This window comes from Rhizobacter fulvus (assembly GCF_964020785.1).
The window spans coordinates 4,634,249-4,649,048 of record NZ_OZ224516.1; the positions used below are offsets into that span (position 1 = coordinate 4,634,249).

The following is a 14,800-nucleotide window of genomic DNA, read 5'->3' on the forward strand; positions in this document are numbered from 1 at the left end:
CCGTTTCGGGATTACGCAGCTTGCGTCGGCCAATAGTACTCAACCGCAAACTACAAGAGTAATGCAGTGACTTTGTCTGCCGAAATTCAACGCCAAATAGCCCGCATTCAGCAAGGTGACTCCAGTGCAGCCAACCTAGCGCTCAAGGCATTACTGGATGCCGGGAATGCATCCCAAGCATTGCCGGTGGTTGAGAGGGCGATGCATGACGGCAAGTACTTCCTTTTGTATGAGGTAGTGCGGCTCATTGTTTATACCAAAGGGTCATCTAATCATCTGCTTTCCCGAATGCTGAATGACATTGTGAGAGATCGGTCGGCGCTGATTAAGATCTACCGTGAGGGTGTGGCCCTAAAGACTGTCGAGCCGTTGGTACTATCGCTGCTGCAAACGATAGCCCAAAACGAAGGCGAACCACTTCGGCCCGAGATATTGAAAGCCATCAGGGACGTCGGCGGGCCGGATTGCCTCCCGGTCGTGCAATACCTGCTGGTGGATTGGGTGGGTACTCGGGATCGAAAGCGCAGCTTAGCTACAGCTATTGGCCACCCACAGATTGGCAACGGTCAATCGGAAGCCCTCCTCGCGCAGACGGTGCTTGAAAGCTTCACCCAGACTATCCAGTTGGGTGAACAGGCCATCGCTGCTATTCAAGCGCGAGCTGCACCTAGCCACCAATTAGAAGATAAGCTTGAATCGACGAATCATGATTTCGTAGCAAGAACATTGCCTGAGTGGGAGTATCTTGTTCAACGCGAGGTCGTAGAACTCAGTCGATCCATGCGGTCTGGCAGCGCAAGAGAAAAACTGACACAAATTCGACGCTGTTCCGAGGCAGTAGTGTCCGTCTACTACCTCCGACGCCAGCTAGGTGGCCTTGATGCGAAGAAGAAGACTCTGGGCGACCTGTTGAAGCAGGTGAAGAGTAGCCTTGAGCTCGAGGCCGATTGGGTGTTTCGGCAATTCGAGGCTTTGAATTGCCTGACCAGGATCGCTGCGCACTCAAGTCATGCGGGCTTCGACGACATAACACCGGCGGATATCAAGGCAGTTGAGACCCTGCATGACAACGTCATGCGCTGGTACGGCGGTTTATCGATCGCTGACTGAGGCGCCCACAAGAAGTAGCGCAAGCCTGCGTAGACGGGCCTATGTCTGAGAGGCTGATTCGCGCCCGGGGTCCGAGTTTGTGTCCAAGTGACCTGCACCCTCCCAGCCATACCAACCTGAAGTAGCAGGAGTCCGCCACCCCGGAGAATGGCGGACATGAGGAAGAGCAAGTTCAGAGAGGAACAGATCATCGGGTTCCTCAAGCAGGCCGAGGCCGGCATGGCGGTGGTCGAGATCTGTCGCAAGGGCGGGTTCTCGGACGCGACGTTCTACAAGTGGCGCGCCAAGTTCGGCGGCATGGAGGCGTCGGACGCGAAGCGGCTGCGCGAGCTGGAGTCGGAGAACGCCAAGCTCAAGAGCTTGCTGGCCGAGGCGCATCTGGACATGCATGCGCTCAAGAGCGTCCTGGGCGTAAGAAGATAGCCCCACAGGTCAAGCGGCAAGCCATCGAGCGACTGATCAACGAGCATCAGATGTCCGAGCGGCACGCGTGCAGACTTGTGGGGCTAAGCCGTGACAGCTACCGGCACGCGCCGGTAGCCAGCGCCCAGACCATGGCGCTGAAGACCAAGATCGTGGAGATCGCGCACACACGCCGTCGCTTCGGATACCGGCGCGTGCACGACCTGTTGCGACCGGACTTCCCTGGCGCCAATCACAAACGCGTGTACCGGCTGTACACGGAGGCCAACCTGACAGTGCGCAAGCGCAAGGAGGTGCGCAGGCCACCCGCCGAGCGCAGGCCGTTGAACATCGCCGCCCAGGTCAACGAGGTATGGAGCATGGACTTCGTCAGCGACAGCCTGGCCAATGGAAAACGGCTTAAGTGCCTGACCGTGGCCGACGACTTCAGCCACGAGGCTGTGGACATTGCAGTGGACTACGGCATCAGCGGTCAGTACGTGATCAGGCTGCTGGACCAAGCCGCCCGGTTCCGGGGCTACCCGGCTGCCGTCAGGACCGACAGCGGGCCAGAGTTCACCAGCCGAGCGTTCATTGCCTGGGCACAGAGCCATGGCATTCGACACATCCTGATCGAGCCAGGACGGCCCATGCAGAACGGCTACATCGAGAGCTTCAACGGCCGGTTCCGCGACGCGAGCACTGGTTCCAGACGCTGCATCAAGCGCGCAAAGAGATCGCGGCATGGCGCCTCGACTACAACGAGGCGCGGCCTCACGGGAGCATTGGGCGTATGCCACCGGCCCGGTTCGCCGAGCAGCATCGCCGGCATGCCGGCAATGCTGCTCAACAGATCACACCAGCCAACAACGAGATCCAGTAACCTTCAACCAGGACTCCTGCCGCAACATTGGTACGGCGGATGGGGGCAGGTCAATCGGGGTATGTTGGCTGTCAGCGCGAGGTTTGGTGTCTGGTAACGCCTGTGCGCGCGAGAGCGGCGGCGCAGAAAGCTCGGTAGCCCTGCCACAGGCATACACTGAGAATCACGAGGCCGAAAATGCCATCCGCACCGGTCCGCTAGACCGTAGATGCACTAAAGCCTAAAGCGCCCGACGACCCATGCCAATCCCGAAACCTGCATATAGAACGATTCGACCCAACCTCAAGGGCGAATGGCCGTTCGCGCGTGGAACTTACGTTTCTGATCCGCGATTCGCTGAGTCCGCTGCTCGATACTTCGGTACGTACTTGCTTGTGCAGAAAGACCTATTGGAGCTATTCGACTATGTCCAACCCGCCGAATCGAATGCGAGTTGCACGTCCTATCGGATCCACGCGCTGCTAATGCGCGTATGCATGGACATCGAGTCCAACTGCAAAGCAGTTCTTCGTGAGAACGGGTTTAAACCAACGGGAGGGGATCGCTGGAACATGCGGCACTACAGAAAACTAGAGGTGACGCACAAGCTTTCTCAGTACCAAGTGTTTCTGCCAAGCTGGGATGGTGGAAGCAGGGCCCGTTCGCCATTCAGGCCGTGGGCAACCGCTGATCGTAGACTACCTTGGTACAAGGCCTACAACGACGCGAAGCACGACTCACACTCCGAGATTGAGGCGGCGACCTTTGGGCACGTTGTGGAAGCTTGCTGTGCTCTGGTGGCTCTCTTGTACTCTCAGTTTGGCGATCATTTGGATCGGGACTACAGCGTGACTTACGGGCCGGGAGATGGAACTCACCCAGCTGTAGGCGGTTACTTCCGAGTCAAGGTCCCGATCTGGCCATTAGAGGAGCGCTACGACTTCGATTGGGCGACGCTTAGGACGGATCCCGCAGCATTCATTGAGTTCGACTACCAGTCGGTTCTGCAAACCGAAGCATCGGCTGCGGCACTCGACGCACAAGCCCTTCAGAATATGACGATAGGAGACACTGAATGAAGTTGTTCCTGAGCTGGTCCGGCGAAAAGAGTCATGCCGCTGCGAAGGTGTTTCACGAGTGGCTGCCGGACGTCGTTCAGCAGTTGCAGCCTTGGATATCGAGCGAAAGCATTGACAAGGGGGCAACGTGGCTGACGTCGATAAGAGATGCCTTGCAGAGCACTAATGGAGTTGGCATCTTTTTCCTCACCGCAGAAGCAATGGCAAGTGAATGGCTGATGTATGAGGCCGGTGGAGTGGCCGCCGTAGATGCGTCGCGAGTGTGTACCGTGTGTGTGGGCATCGAACCGCGCGACATCGTGAGTCCTCTTAGTTTTTTTCAGTCAACAAGAATGGAACATCGAGACGTGCTCCAGTTGGTAAAGACACTCAACGGTCGATGTGTCGCCCCGCTCGATAACGCTCGGCTAGAGAAGAGCTTTGCGAAGGCATGGCCTGAATTGGAGGCGCGAATCGCGACCGTGCTGGAAATGAAGGAAGCGGTAGCCCCCGTCAAGTCAACAAATGATCCTGTCACCAATGCGCTTGACCGCGTGCTCGACGGTCAGCGTCGAATCGAGGCACGTATAGGTGCGTTGGAGCAGCGACAAGCCGTTGCGATCGATATCGAAGACAGCAATCGACGTGCCTTTCTTGCCGAGATGTTTGAGAAGGGAAGTGGCTACAACGCGTTTCGGGATTCCACGCCAGCAACGGGTTTGCGTCGCGGCGGCGACGGCGATATTTCTAGCGCGGTGAGAAAGCTGCGGCAGCAGGCAGCTGCCCAAATCGCATCTGAGAAGATCGACGCTATCAACGGACTGCGCGGCTCGCCAAAGGCGTCTGAATAGTCCACCCCAAGCGGCTGTTAGCCACTGAGACGGAATGGCGGCACGCGATTGGCAGTCGAACCTCGCTCGTGTGCCAGCAGCCGTGACGCAATTGTTTGGCTTCATATGCCCTGTACCTAATAGGATTCGGCGCAGACTGCATGAGATGACGAGCGCAGTTGTGACGGCAAGCCGCAACGACGTTGCCAGCCGTGTCGTCTCCCCCCCGTCACATCGGGCCTGTAAGTGGTCAGCGGTGCATCTCAATCGTTCACGCTCTTGGGTCAGTTCAATTGCACATGCAGTTCCTGCGCAGAGATTAGCCACATTGCAGTCGTAGCAACGGCCGTTCTGAGCCTTAAATGCGGATAGACGGATTCTCGAGAGTCTCGATGTGATTGGGGGATCTCCAGTTGCGGAAATCCCCGAGCGAGCATCGCGCCGACTTCGGGCACCGGAGCATTGCGCTGACCGGCGTGCTGCATCTCGAGACTGCAGCGGGCTCGACCCTTCGATCAAGCGCAGCCGAAGTCTCGAAGTCTCGCAGATCGAGACTCGGAACTCAGGACGGGTTTCACCCTCTGCCGCGGTGCTCATCGTTCGTGCCGCTTGAACGCGCCAAACCCCCCATATGCATCGATGCCGCCTACCAAGCCAGTAGCTCATGGGATGAGCTTGCCGACCCCCAACGCAGGGGATGTCGACTGACCCTCTCCGGCGAGAGGATGGCGGTTATAGGAGGAACCATCTAATGCCACGCCGACGCCAACGTCTCAGCCAGTTCCGCTGCCTCGCACCGCTTCTGTATGGAATGCCTGCCCTAATAGTGCTCTGGGCCGCTCAGTCAATGTTTAATGTTGTCTGCCGCCCCGCGGTCCCGGCCTGCACGCAACTGCCCGAAATGCTCGTCGACGGCTGCTTCGTGTGGCTGGGTGCGTGCTTGGCGTACAGCGCGTACCGCTACTACCGAGACTTCGTGAAGGGCGACTATTACGTTGACCTCGCGGAGGCAGGATACCTTTGACGCCTTCCGCCCCATGCGTCACTGAAAAGAAGCTCGCCGCCGGGGTCCGCCTCCCGCGCGAGCTCTCACGCGAACGTGAGGTGCCACACCACGAAATCAGAGAGCGCCGAATCCGCTTGGCGGCGCATAGACGAACCCCGTTGCGCCGCAGTTCAGGACAGCGACGAATGCCGCGGCCGAGTTGTTGCCGCGGCGCAGTTCGGAGGTTACTGGTCCAGCAACCGTGAACGTCCACGCCGGTCCGGTGCCGGCGGCAGGGTCGCCAGAAGACTGCCACGTTCAGTTCTTGCCGATCCACAGTTTTTTCGCCGTGTAGTCGAAGGCGAACATCAACACGTCGTTGACGGCGTTTGAGCTCTCGTTCTTGTTCTGCCGCGCTGGGGACGCATCGGCCGTATTGCTGCATCTCCGCCTTGAACTTGGGGAGGCACGAGACGCAGTGATCTATGTCGAGCAGGCCACGAGAGTCCCTTCGCGCTGGCCCTTGAACTTGCCCACGTCGCGGTGGCGGGTGATCGGAAGCCCTGCCGTGTAGGTCAGGGCCAACCAGTCCAGCCAGTCGGCCCGGCTGCGCCAACAGGGAGGCGTCGGCGGCGCGTTCGCAATTGCTGCCTGGATGGCCCGATGCGGGCGCACCAGCCGCTGACGCGCTTCGAGAATGCGCGCTTCGATGTCGGAGGCCTGGTGCGTCTGCGGCCGTCAGTCAGACCGGGGCGGGGCGCCGATGCGACGCGCTACGCGGGTCGTCTTGGACCATCCGCTGGAACCACCGGGGGTCGCGAGCCGCATCGGCCGCCTTTTGGGCGTCAGCGGTCTCGCGTTCGTGCTTGTCAGCGCTCAGCAGCAGGGCGGTCTTCTGAAGCTCTCCGGAAAGGGTACCGCTCACCTCAGCCCCGGCCAAGATCGCGTCACGGTAAAACAACTGCGGCGGCTCGCCGAACTCTGCGGGAACCACGGCGGTGTGGCCAGCGGTAGTGGCAAGGTAAATGAGGCTTTCTGAGTCTGGGCTGCGGAATCGAAGCATGGTGTGTTCCTTTTGGAGTTGGGTGAGGGAAGGTCTCTCGCTCTAGGCACTGGGCGAGAGTTCGCGCAGCGCGTCCTCGTGCAGCACGCCAGCGGGTTCGGCGTGGACACAGGTTCGAAAATAGGAGGTGTCGGCGGGATCGCCAGCGGCCATGTGCAGCAGGCGGCAACCCCAACAGGGCCAGCGGATGTTGCGGCGCTCAAGCTCGCCGATGACTTCGAGCACCGCAGCGCGGTCGTCAGGCCCGAGCGCGTCGAGGTTCAAGCCGCTCATGCTGTCCTCCGGGCGCTTGTCGTGACGGTCTGAGCCAGCAGCGCATTCAGTCGGGCGGTGAGTTCCTCGTCGCTGATGTCGCGGAGCGGCTTCGTGGAGACGGCGTCGATGCCGAAGCTCTCACGCTCTCGCTCGATGATCATGCGGCGCAGGCGGCCGAGCGTCTCAAGGGCGTTGGCCGCTCTGCCAAGGGAAGCAAGGTCCGCGACCTCCGTCTTTGCAACGAACTCCTGCAGGCGATCTGCGTCGACTGCGAGTCTTGCAAGCGACCTGCGGTGCGACAACAGGATCCGGGTGTTCTCTGTCGCAACGGTGTTGACCGTCGCCTCGTCAGCCACTTGTTGGTGCCGGGAAGTCTGCTGACAAGTTGCGGCGGCGCCTTCTGCGGTGCTGGCAATCGTCTCGCGCAATAGGCGATCTTGGGTGGCCTGGCGAACGGCTTCCGTCAAGTCTTTGGCCCATCGCGTCGGGTCAATTGCCCGGTCCTGGCGCATCCGGCGTGCGATCGAGCTGTTGTCGACGCTGTGCCGTGCTTGGAGTTCGCGGAGCGTGTAGGCGCCGGTGCGATAGTCCCGCTCGACTGCGTCCCATGGGATGCGGCGATTTGTCTTGCCTTTGCCGCGTTGCGATTCAGTTTTGCTGCTCATGCCTTGAACCATAGACGGGCAGTTGCGGAAAATTGTGGGCGACGCGCTGTGACCTACTGTTGGTCCTTTTGCGGGACCATCACGACGCGGGTGAGCGGCTGTCCGCCGTCGTTGTCGTCGAGCTTGAAGACGACGCGCTCTTGATCAATCACCGATCTGACAACCCGGGACCATGACTCCGTCGCCGCCATCGCGGTCGCTGCGTCGCGCAGGTTCGCAACACTGGGCAGTAAGGCGAGCAGGGCGGTCTTGGCGGCATCCGCGACAGCCGCCACTTCCGCCAGTCGGGAGCGCTGACCGAGGATGATCGACTTGTTGAGTTCCGCGGCAACCTGCACGGCGCTGGCAACTTCTTGTCCATTCTTGGCAACTGCCTGATTGACGGCCTCTTGAATGAGGCTCGCGTTCGTCGCGGCGCGAACCACCTTGGACAAGTCCTGCGACCACCCGCCGGTCTTCGCCAGCTTGGCGACGGCCTGATGGCTGCACCCATGCATCGAGCCGAGTTCGCGGAGCGTGTACTGGCCGAGGCGGTAGTCGCGCTCGACCGCGTCGTGGTCGATCTTCGGGCGCTTGCGCGGATGCGCCTTCGTCACCACCGAAACTCCGCGGTGCCGTCCTTCTTGATCTTGACGATGCGCGGCGACGGGTCGACTGTCTGTTTGCGGATCGCGGCCACAAGTTCGTCGTACTGCGCCCGGGCTGCGCTGACAACATCGGCGGGCTGGCTGGCCACGCTGGCGCGGAGCCCGGTTCGCTCGAAGGGTAGGACTTGGCCGAGCAGGACTTGTGCTCTCGCGATTGCCTTCTCCCGGCGCTTACGGCTCCGTGGGTCCATCGAGTGCGGGGGGTCGAAGACTGTCGATTCGGGTTTCATGTGGAGTTTCCCTTTCTGATTCGTCGTGCCGGTGCTGCGGCGCCGTGGGAGCGAAGCGCAGCGGGAGGTCGTCGGGATCGATGACATTCCCGCTGAGACCGCGCACGACCCGCCTGCGCTCGGCCGGCCAGACGACAACCGGCGGGGCGGCGGCGAACAGAATTCCAACGGTCTTGAGCCAGGTCGCGGTGCACATGACCGGCAGCATAGAAACGGCCTTCGCGCTGAAACATGGGCGAAGCATCGACGGGGGAAAAGACATCTCTCAAAGGTCTCGCCTTGCGCTGGCGCGCTTGACAGGAATCTCGCCCGACCAGCCGGCAAACCGCGTCTCGTTACCGATGTAGCTCAGGTGTATGTCGCCCGTGCGGCCTTGCCGGTTCTTGGCGACCCGCAGCGTTGAGAAGCGCTTCCACTCCGACCCCAACGTCGGATCCACCTGAATCGGGCGATGGATGAAGGCAACGATGTCGGCGTCCTGCTCGATGGCGCCCGAGTCCTTCAAGTCAGCCAGCCCAGGCATGTCGCCTTCGACCCTGCGGTTCACCTGCGCTAGCGCGATCACGCCGATGCCGAGCGACTTCGCGAGCGACTTCAAGCCCCGGGTGATTTCCTCAAGCTGGTATGCGCGGCTCACTTTCGTATCCGTGCCAGACATCAATTGCAGGTAATCGACGATCAGCACGTCAATCGAATACTTGCGCTTCATGTTCCGCGCCTTGGCGCAGACCTGATGCAATGTCAGGCCGCCCTGATCGTCAATGTGAAAGCCGCGACCCGCGCCCGCTTCGGCAGCGTCCGTGATCTTCGTCCAGAAGGTGTCCGGCGCATTGGCAGGGCGCTGCACATCGTCAAGGTCTGCGTGGCCGAGCCCGGCGACAACCCGGTCCATGAGTTCCTCTTCGCTCATCTCGAGCGACAAGAAGCCGACGCCCCTGTCCTTCGTCATCGCCAACGCAATGGAGACGGCGAGCGCCGTCTTACCCATGCTGGGGCGCGCAGCGAGGATCGCGAGGTTGCCCGGCCGAATCCCGCCGCCGAGCATGCGGTCGAGGTCGTGCAGGCCGGTCGGGAACACTCGGATGTTGCCTTCGGCGCGCTGCTGGATCCGGTCGATGGCGCGGACCATCGCTTCGTCGAGCGAGGCGGATTCGCGCTGCGCCGCCTGCTCCGACAGCTTGCCAATCTCGCCCTGCATCTGGTCGATGCGCTCGTCAATGCCGGTCGTGGCGTCCTGGGCAATCTCGACGGCGCGCATGCCCACGCTCATCAACTGCCGGGCCTTCCAGCGCTCGACGACGATGCCGGCATAGCGACGGATGTTCGCTGCGCTGACCACGCTCTGCGCCAGCGCGTTGAGGTAACTCAGGCTGTCAGCGACGCCGTGGGCGCGGAGTTCCTCGAAGACGGTCAGGATGTCGGCCGGCTTGTTTGCCACCAGCATACGAGTGATAGTGGAGTAGATGCGGCGATGCTGTTCGGCGTGGAAGTAGTCGGGCCGGAGTACGTCGCCGATGCGGTCATAGGCGCCGTTGTCCAGCAGCAAGCCACCCAAGACGCCTTGTTCCGCCTCGGTGGACACGAGTGCCGGCGACATGGGCGCCTCGTAGGCTATTGCGTCGAGCTCCGCGCGGTCGCTCATGCGGCTTGCCTTTCACGCCCGGCCGTTTCAATGATCCGGCGGAAGCCCTTGGGCGACAGGAGGAAGTCGATGTTGCACTCCCAGGTCTCGTGATCCTTGCCGCGACCCCTGCGACCCATCGCCCAGTCGTTCTCGCCGACCGCATCGAAAAATCGCCCAAACCACTCAACCCCTTCGTCGACCGTCTTCCAACCCTTTTCCTGGGCCTGATCCGCCCACCGGGTGCGCAGGGCGCGCTCACGATCGCTGTCCCACTTGCGAATCTGAGGCAAGCCCGGAAGGCGTTCCGCGTACAGATCGCGGATTCGCTGGTGAGGGCAAGCAAGCCGCTCAGTGACGTTGCGGGCGGGAGCCAGCGACGAAGGGGCGATAGCCCCTTTCTTTGCTTCTTCTGGCGAATCACTGACGGTTCTTGATGCTTTAGGTCCGTCTGCCGGACTACTGTGGTCCGCCTCCCGGACGTGTGTAGTCCGTCTCCCGGACTTCTGGTAGTCCGTCTCCCGGACTAGTACGTCTCCCGGACTAGTCCGTTTGGCGGACATCTCATCCGGCCGTGTGGACACTGCCGTCGCTATCGCAGCCAGCTGCAAGGTGTACTCGTTCGAGTTGTGACGACCCTTCGATACGGCCAACAGACCTGAGCTCACCAGCACCTTGATTGCGTCGATGACAGAGGTGCGTTGCAGGCACGTCCACTCGCAAATGCTGGGGATGGACGGCCACGCATACCCTTGGTTATCCGCCCGGTCCGCTAGGCACATGACAACAGACTTCTGCGTGGCTGAAACCCGCAACGGTCTGCAAAGTGTCGTGACCGCATTGCTCACCGGCCGTGCTCCAACGCCTTCTGCACCGTGCGGGCAAAGGCGCGCATGTACTCCGCCTCGCCCGCCTTTTGACCGTGGTCGAGCGCGTCCAGAAGAAGGTCGGCAGGAGCGCACCCCTCGCGAATTGAGAACAGCAGTTGATTGGCGTCGCGCTGGCCGGCGATGTTCGCCATGACGGCGTTGCCGATTGCGCTGAAGTTCTTTGGAGCATCAGTCATCAAAGTCTCCCGCGGCTGCGCGCTTCATGTCGAAGGCGGGCCGAGTGCATTGCGCGCTCGCTGGATTGGTCTTCATCAAACGTGCCGCCCTGAGGCGGACCAGGCTGCTGCGTATCGGGTCGGACATTGCAGCTTCAAAGGTGTCGGGCCAACGAGTGGTTCTCTCGAGAAGCCAGGCTTCTCGGAGGCGCCGGTCGTCGGCGGGCGCCTTCATGCCGGGTGGTCCGCTCCGGCAACGCTCGCCTTTGCGGTGGTCGACATGCTGGTGAGCGGTGTTCCTGCCGCGCGCTCCGCGATCCAGCGGCGGATGGCCGTCGCGTCGTACAGAGACACGCGCTCGGACAGCCGGATCGGCGCTGGTGCGTCCCCGTCGTTCACGAGTTCGCGCCACTTCGTGCGGCCGACGCTGACGTGGGCGAGCACCACCGGCTCTCGGATGAACCCCACTTCGGGAAGGAAGGAACTTGGCTTTGTCATGGACTAACTCCTTGATGCGATGAACACCGATCGGGTGACCGCCTGTGCTGTCTTCAGGACGATCACTTGAACCTCTCAACTTGGTCGTAATAAGAGAGAACGCCGGGTAGAGAAGGCCTGCGCCAATGATGCAACTACATATAGTTTTGAAGCCCCAAGAACTTTTCTTGGCGGCTAACGACAGAAGTCCGAGGCCATTTATAAATTGCCTCTGGCCCGAACTTTGTGGGCGACGAATGGGGGAGGTCTCTTAACTCACGATTCCATTGGGGAAGCCCCGCAGTGGGGCTTGAGTGCCGCTGAACGGATTGGCGCTAGTCGACGAGCCACGACCCCCGGCTTCCGCGTGATGGGGTCGGCGCACGCCCGCGGGGAGATGCTGATTGAGTCGGCCGAGAACGGCACGCGGGCGACGGTCGCTGATGGCGAGAAGCGCGGCGCTAACAAGCACTCGTCGCATGCTGCGACCAGTGAGGCACCACCCTCGCAGAAATCGGCGTCCCCCAAGTCCGACAGCAGCCGCTTCCAGGCGCTGGCCGCGATTCCCGCGGAGCACTTTGAGACTGCCATCGACGTAGCCAAGACGACCGCCGGTGAGGTCACGACAGCGTTCATGTTGCGCGAGGCCGACCAATTCTTTGGCGCGGGCGCGTGGACTCGTGGCGGTCCACCTTCTTCACACTGTTGTCGTAGAGCGACGGCCGCGAATTTCAGCCGTCAGGCTGGCGCGCAGGACGGGCGCGGCGCAAGCGCTGCGCCGCGGGGGCAGCTGAAAGCAAGCGGGGGACTAGCTGGGGGACTTATGACGAGTGTGCCAAGCCGAAACGTAGCATCTACGCGGCTTGCAGGAGGACATTGGTACGACTCCGACTCCGCCAGACAGCATGCAAACGGGCCCTCGCGGGCCCGTTTCGCATTTCCGGTAGTCGATCAGATCGCCGCGATCGGCGCGGCGCCCGCCGTGCCTTCCACCTTCACCAGCGCGCTGACGCCGCTGGCCGTGCTCGCGTCGGGCACCGTCAGGATCAGCAGGTCCTGGTTGTTCGCGAAGCTGAGCTGCCCCTTGAACAACACCGTCTTCGTGCCGGCTGCGGTGATCGTCACCTGGTAGGTGCCGCCCGGGATGTCAGCCGAATCGTTGCCGGTGGCCGGGCCGGCGGTGTTGAATGCAGTGCCGGAGATCTTGGGCGTCACGGTCGCGATGTCGGTTCCCGGCGTGTTCATGTAGACGTCGACGCTGGCGGCGTTGTACGACGCGTTCATCACGCGCAGGTGCGTGCTGTCGCTGGTGAGCGCCTTGTTGTACGGGTCGGTGATCAGGTAGGTCCCGGCGCTCGTCGCGGACGTTTGCAGCGCGACGATCGTGTACTTGGTGCCGCGCTGCGGGTCGATGCTGACCGTGCCGACCTCGACGCCGCCTACGGCTGTTTTCACCGACCAGTCCGATACACCGAGATCGACGTCGAAGTAGTTCGACGCGTACAGGTAGCTGACGCTGGTCGCATCCGGTTGCGCGATGGCCGCGCGGTACAGCGTCACGTTCGGCGCAGCAGGCGCGGCGTGGACAAAGCGCACGACCGGGTCGGCGACGTCGAGGCGGTCCTCGGTGTCACCGCCGCCGCACGCGGCCAAGGCAGCCAAAGGGATGCATGCGAGCAGGAGCTTTTGGACGAGTTTCATGGGGTGTGGCATGGAGTTGGGAGTGGCCACACTCTAGGATTCGCATCAAGCCCGGCTTGTGGGCATGGGGCGTCGGCGCGCGTGAGCGGTCTGCCGGCCGCCCTGTCGGACAAGGCGCGGCGACGTTACGCGCCGTGACGCTTCGGGCGGCTCGATTCGAGCAGTCCGTGCAGGGCCGAGCCCTCGAGCAAGCGGACGTTGCAACTGGCCGCGAGGGCGGTCGCCTCGCGCGAGAACCGACCTTCGGTGAGCATGAAGCCGCCGTTGGCGCCGCACGCGGTCATTTCTCGGTGCAGTGCCTGCACGGCGTCGACGCCCACCTTCGCGACGTGCCGATGCCGACACTGCACCAGATACGTCTCGCGATCCCGCCGCAGCGTCAGCGCCCGGATGCCCTTGCCGCCATCGATCAGCTGATAGCCCTGGCGCTGGAACGCCTGCACGACCACCGCGTCGAATTCGCGATCGGGCAGGTCCGGCGCACTCCTGCGCGGCGCGGGCGCGAGCCCGGCGTTCCCGCGGCGCCGGCGCCAGATCCACCAGGCGGCGCTGGCCAGGCCGCCCAGCAGCAGCGGAACGCCAACGAGGACGGAGTTGTTCGGCATCGAGCCGCAAGCATATCGAGCGCTCGCCGGGCATGGCCCGGGCGCTTGCAACAGTTGGTGCAAACCGACAGCGGCAAATACTGTATATATTTACAGCATGAATGAGAGTCGGCGAATCAGCGGCAGCGAGCGCGAGGACGCAGTGGGGCGGTCCCAGGGCCCGACGAAGGGGCGGGGGACGGTGTGGGCGATCGAGCACCGCTATGCGAAGCAGTCGACCGAAGCGTACGACGACGGATGGGGCACGCTCGACCAGCAGGCGAGCGAAGAGCGGGTGCCCCCCGCGACCTCGGTGATCGAGGAGCGGGTCAAGTCGATCCTGTCACGCAACGACTCGCCGGACATTGCGTTCGACCTGTCGATCAATCCGTACCGCGGCTGCGAGCACGGCTGCGTCTATTGCTTCGCTCGGCCGACGCACAGCTACCTGAACCTGTCACCGGGGCTGGATTTCGAGACCCGGATCATCGCCAAGGTCAACGCCGCCGAGAAAGTGCGCGAGGCGTTTTCGAGCCGCACCTACGTGCCCAAATGGCTGAACATCGGCTCGGCGACCGACGCGTACCAGCCCGTGGAGCGCAAGCTCGGCATCACCCGGCAGGTGATCGAGGTGCTGTCGGAGTGCGCGCATCCGTTCTCGCTCGTCACCAAGTCGTCGGGCATCGAGCGCGATCTCGATCTGGTCGCGCCGATGGCTCAGAAGGGGCTGGTCGCGGTCTACGTGTCGGTGACCTCGCTCGACCCGGCGCTGGCGCGCATCCTCGAGCCGCGCGCGGCGTCGCCGCAGCGCCGCCTGCGGACGATCGAGACCTTGTCGAAGGCAGGCGTACCGGTGGGTGTCAGCGTTTCGCCGCTGATCCCGTTCATCAACGAGCCCGAGCTCGAGCGCGTGCTCGAGGCCGCGGCATCGGCCGGCGCGCGCTCGGCGTTCGGGATCGTGCTGCGCCTGCCCTGGGAGGTGAACCCGATCTTTCAGCAGTGGCTCGATCAGCACTTCCCGGATCGCGCGGCGCGGGTCATGGCGCGCGTGCGCGAGATGCGCGGCGGCCGTGACTACGACGCCAGCTTCGGCTCGCGCATGAAGGGCGAAGGCGTCTGGGCGCAACTGCTGCAGCAGCGCCTGCGCAAGGCGATCGCGCGTTTCGGTCTCGATGGCGAGCGCATCGCGCTCGACCTGACGCAGTTCCGCCGTCCGATCAAGTCGCGCGCGGACGGTCAGCAGGACCTGTTCGGCTGAGGTCGCG

General features: G+C 62.5%; 15 protein-coding genes and 3 pseudogenes. 6 read left to right on the top strand and 12 right to left on the bottom strand.

Going from position 1 to position 14,800, the window contains the following annotated elements:
- The first annotated feature begins 66 nt into the window (after positions 1-66).
- From ACWH49_RS22070 to ACWH49_RS22090, 5 genes and pseudogenes are all read left to right on the top strand, one after another.
- Positions 67-1,110, top strand: coding sequence for a hypothetical protein (locus ACWH49_RS22070; protein WP_448173400.1), 1,044 nt, complete (start codon positions 67-69; stop codon positions 1,108-1,110).
- Positions 1,111-1,266: 156 nt separating this feature from the next.
- Positions 1,267-2,162, top strand: a pseudogene (locus tag ACWH49_RS22075) (IS3 family transposase); the annotation flags it as partial.
- Positions 2,163-2,185: 23 nt separating this feature from the next.
- Positions 2,186-2,395 (top strand): annotated as a pseudogene (locus ACWH49_RS22080) (integrase core domain-containing protein); the annotation flags it as partial.
- Positions 2,396-2,871: 476 nt separating this feature from the next.
- Positions 2,872-3,453, top strand: coding sequence for a hypothetical protein (locus tag ACWH49_RS22085; protein WP_448173401.1), 582 nt, complete (start codon positions 2,872-2,874; stop codon positions 3,451-3,453).
- Complete coding sequence (locus ACWH49_RS22090) at positions 3,450-4,283, top strand: hypothetical protein (RefSeq protein WP_448173402.1); 834 nt, start codon at positions 3,450-3,452, stop codon at positions 4,281-4,283. Before ACWH49_RS22085 ends, ACWH49_RS22090 begins: the two co-directional genes overlap by 4 nt.
- Positions 4,284-5,989: 1,706 nt before the next feature.
- Here ACWH49_RS22090 and ACWH49_RS22095 read toward each other — a convergent pair.
- From ACWH49_RS22095 to ACWH49_RS22150, 12 genes and pseudogenes are all read right to left on the bottom strand, one after another.
- Complete coding sequence (locus ACWH49_RS22095; protein ID WP_448173403.1) at positions 5,990-6,310, bottom strand: hypothetical protein; 321 nt, start codon at positions 6,308-6,310, stop codon at positions 5,990-5,992.
- A 42-nt stretch (positions 6,311-6,352) separates the two neighbouring features.
- Positions 6,353-6,583, bottom strand: a complete 231-nt coding sequence (locus tag ACWH49_RS22100) for a hypothetical protein (protein ID WP_448173404.1) — start codon at positions 6,581-6,583, stop codon at positions 6,353-6,355.
- Positions 6,580-7,230: a hypothetical protein gene (locus tag ACWH49_RS22105; RefSeq protein WP_448173405.1), complete on the bottom strand. Its 651-nt coding sequence runs from the start codon at positions 7,228-7,230 to the stop codon at positions 6,580-6,582. Before ACWH49_RS22105 ends, ACWH49_RS22100 begins: the two co-directional genes overlap by 4 nt.
- Before the next feature lie 53 nt (positions 7,231-7,283).
- Complete coding sequence (locus ACWH49_RS22110; RefSeq protein WP_448173406.1) at positions 7,284-7,826, bottom strand: hypothetical protein; 543 nt, start codon at positions 7,824-7,826, stop codon at positions 7,284-7,286.
- The gene (locus ACWH49_RS22115) at positions 7,823-8,107 is read right to left on the bottom strand and encodes a hypothetical protein (RefSeq protein ID WP_448173407.1); all 285 of its coding nucleotides are present in this window, start codon (positions 8,105-8,107) and stop codon (positions 7,823-7,825) included. The genes ACWH49_RS22110 and ACWH49_RS22115 overlap by 4 nt, the downstream gene beginning before the upstream one ends.
- Positions 8,108-8,372: 265 nt before the next feature.
- The gene (locus ACWH49_RS22120) at positions 8,373-9,749 is read right to left on the bottom strand and encodes a replicative DNA helicase (RefSeq protein ID WP_448173408.1); all 1,377 of its coding nucleotides are present in this window, start codon (positions 9,747-9,749) and stop codon (positions 8,373-8,375) included.
- Positions 9,746-10,021 (bottom strand): hypothetical protein, encoded by a 276-nt coding sequence (locus tag ACWH49_RS22125; RefSeq protein ID WP_448174411.1) that lies wholly within the window; start codon positions 10,019-10,021, stop codon positions 9,746-9,748. Before ACWH49_RS22125 ends, ACWH49_RS22120 begins: the two co-directional genes overlap by 4 nt.
- 369 nt (positions 10,022-10,390) lie before the next feature.
- Positions 10,391-10,576, bottom strand: a pseudogene (locus ACWH49_RS22130) (helix-turn-helix domain-containing protein); the annotation flags it as partial.
- Entirely contained in the window at positions 10,573-10,794 is a 222-nt protein-coding gene (locus ACWH49_RS22135; RefSeq protein WP_448173409.1) for a hypothetical protein, read from the bottom strand. The gene ACWH49_RS22135 and the pseudogene ACWH49_RS22130, both read right to left, overlap by 4 nt.
- A gap of 210 nt (positions 10,795-11,004) precedes the next feature.
- Positions 11,005-11,217: a helix-turn-helix transcriptional regulator gene (locus ACWH49_RS22140; RefSeq protein ID WP_448173410.1), complete on the bottom strand. Its 213-nt coding sequence runs from the start codon at positions 11,215-11,217 to the stop codon at positions 11,005-11,007.
- A gap of 984 nt (positions 11,218-12,201) precedes the next feature.
- The gene (locus ACWH49_RS22145; protein ID WP_448173411.1) at positions 12,202-12,951 is read right to left on the bottom strand and encodes a DUF4397 domain-containing protein; all 750 of its coding nucleotides are present in this window, start codon (positions 12,949-12,951) and stop codon (positions 12,202-12,204) included.
- A 125-nt stretch (positions 12,952-13,076) separates the two neighbouring features.
- The gene (locus ACWH49_RS22150; RefSeq protein ID WP_448173412.1) at positions 13,077-13,556 is read right to left on the bottom strand and encodes a restriction endonuclease; all 480 of its coding nucleotides are present in this window, start codon (positions 13,554-13,556) and stop codon (positions 13,077-13,079) included.
- 97 nt (positions 13,557-13,653) lie between these two features.
- On the opposite strand from ACWH49_RS22150, the gene ACWH49_RS22155 reads away from it, so the two are divergent.
- Positions 13,654-14,793, top strand: a complete 1,140-nt coding sequence (locus ACWH49_RS22155) for a PA0069 family radical SAM protein (RefSeq protein ID WP_448173413.1) — start codon at positions 13,654-13,656, stop codon at positions 14,791-14,793.
- Positions 14,794-14,800 lie beyond the last annotated feature (7 nt).

Excerpts from the sequence above, each read along its gene's own strand:
- ACWH49_RS22135 (WP_448173409.1), bottom strand. The coding sequence starts at position 10,794 with ATGACTGATGCTCCAAAGAACTTCAGCGCAATCGGCAACGCCGTCATG.
- ACWH49_RS22085 (WP_448173401.1), top strand. The coding sequence starts at position 2,872 with ATGGACATCGAGTCCAACTGCAAAGCAGTTCTTCGTGAGAACGGGTTT.
- ACWH49_RS22155 (WP_448173413.1), top strand. The coding sequence starts at position 13,654 with ATGAATGAGAGTCGGCGAATCAGCGGCAGCGAGCGCGAGGACGCAGTG.
- ACWH49_RS22090 (WP_448173402.1), top strand. The coding sequence starts at position 3,450 with ATGAAGTTGTTCCTGAGCTGGTCCGGCGAAAAGAGTCATGCCGCTGCG.
- ACWH49_RS22100 (WP_448173404.1), bottom strand. The coding sequence starts at position 6,583 with ATGAGCGGCTTGAACCTCGACGCGCTCGGGCCTGACGACCGCGCTGCG.
- ACWH49_RS22115 (WP_448173407.1), bottom strand. The coding sequence starts at position 8,107 with ATGAAACCCGAATCGACAGTCTTCGACCCCCCGCACTCGATGGACCCA.
- ACWH49_RS22150 (WP_448173412.1), bottom strand. The coding sequence starts at position 13,556 with ATGCCGAACAACTCCGTCCTCGTTGGCGTTCCGCTGCTGCTGGGCGGC.
- ACWH49_RS22095 (WP_448173403.1), bottom strand. The coding sequence starts at position 6,310 with ATGCTTCGATTCCGCAGCCCAGACTCAGAAAGCCTCATTTACCTTGCC.
- ACWH49_RS22120 (WP_448173408.1), bottom strand. The coding sequence starts at position 9,749 with ATGAGCGACCGCGCGGAGCTCGACGCAATAGCCTACGAGGCGCCCATG.
- ACWH49_RS22105 (WP_448173405.1), bottom strand. The coding sequence starts at position 7,230 with ATGAGCAGCAAAACTGAATCGCAACGCGGCAAAGGCAAGACAAATCGC.
- ACWH49_RS22145 (WP_448173411.1), bottom strand. The coding sequence starts at position 12,951 with ATGAAACTCGTCCAAAAGCTCCTGCTCGCATGCATCCCTTTGGCTGCC.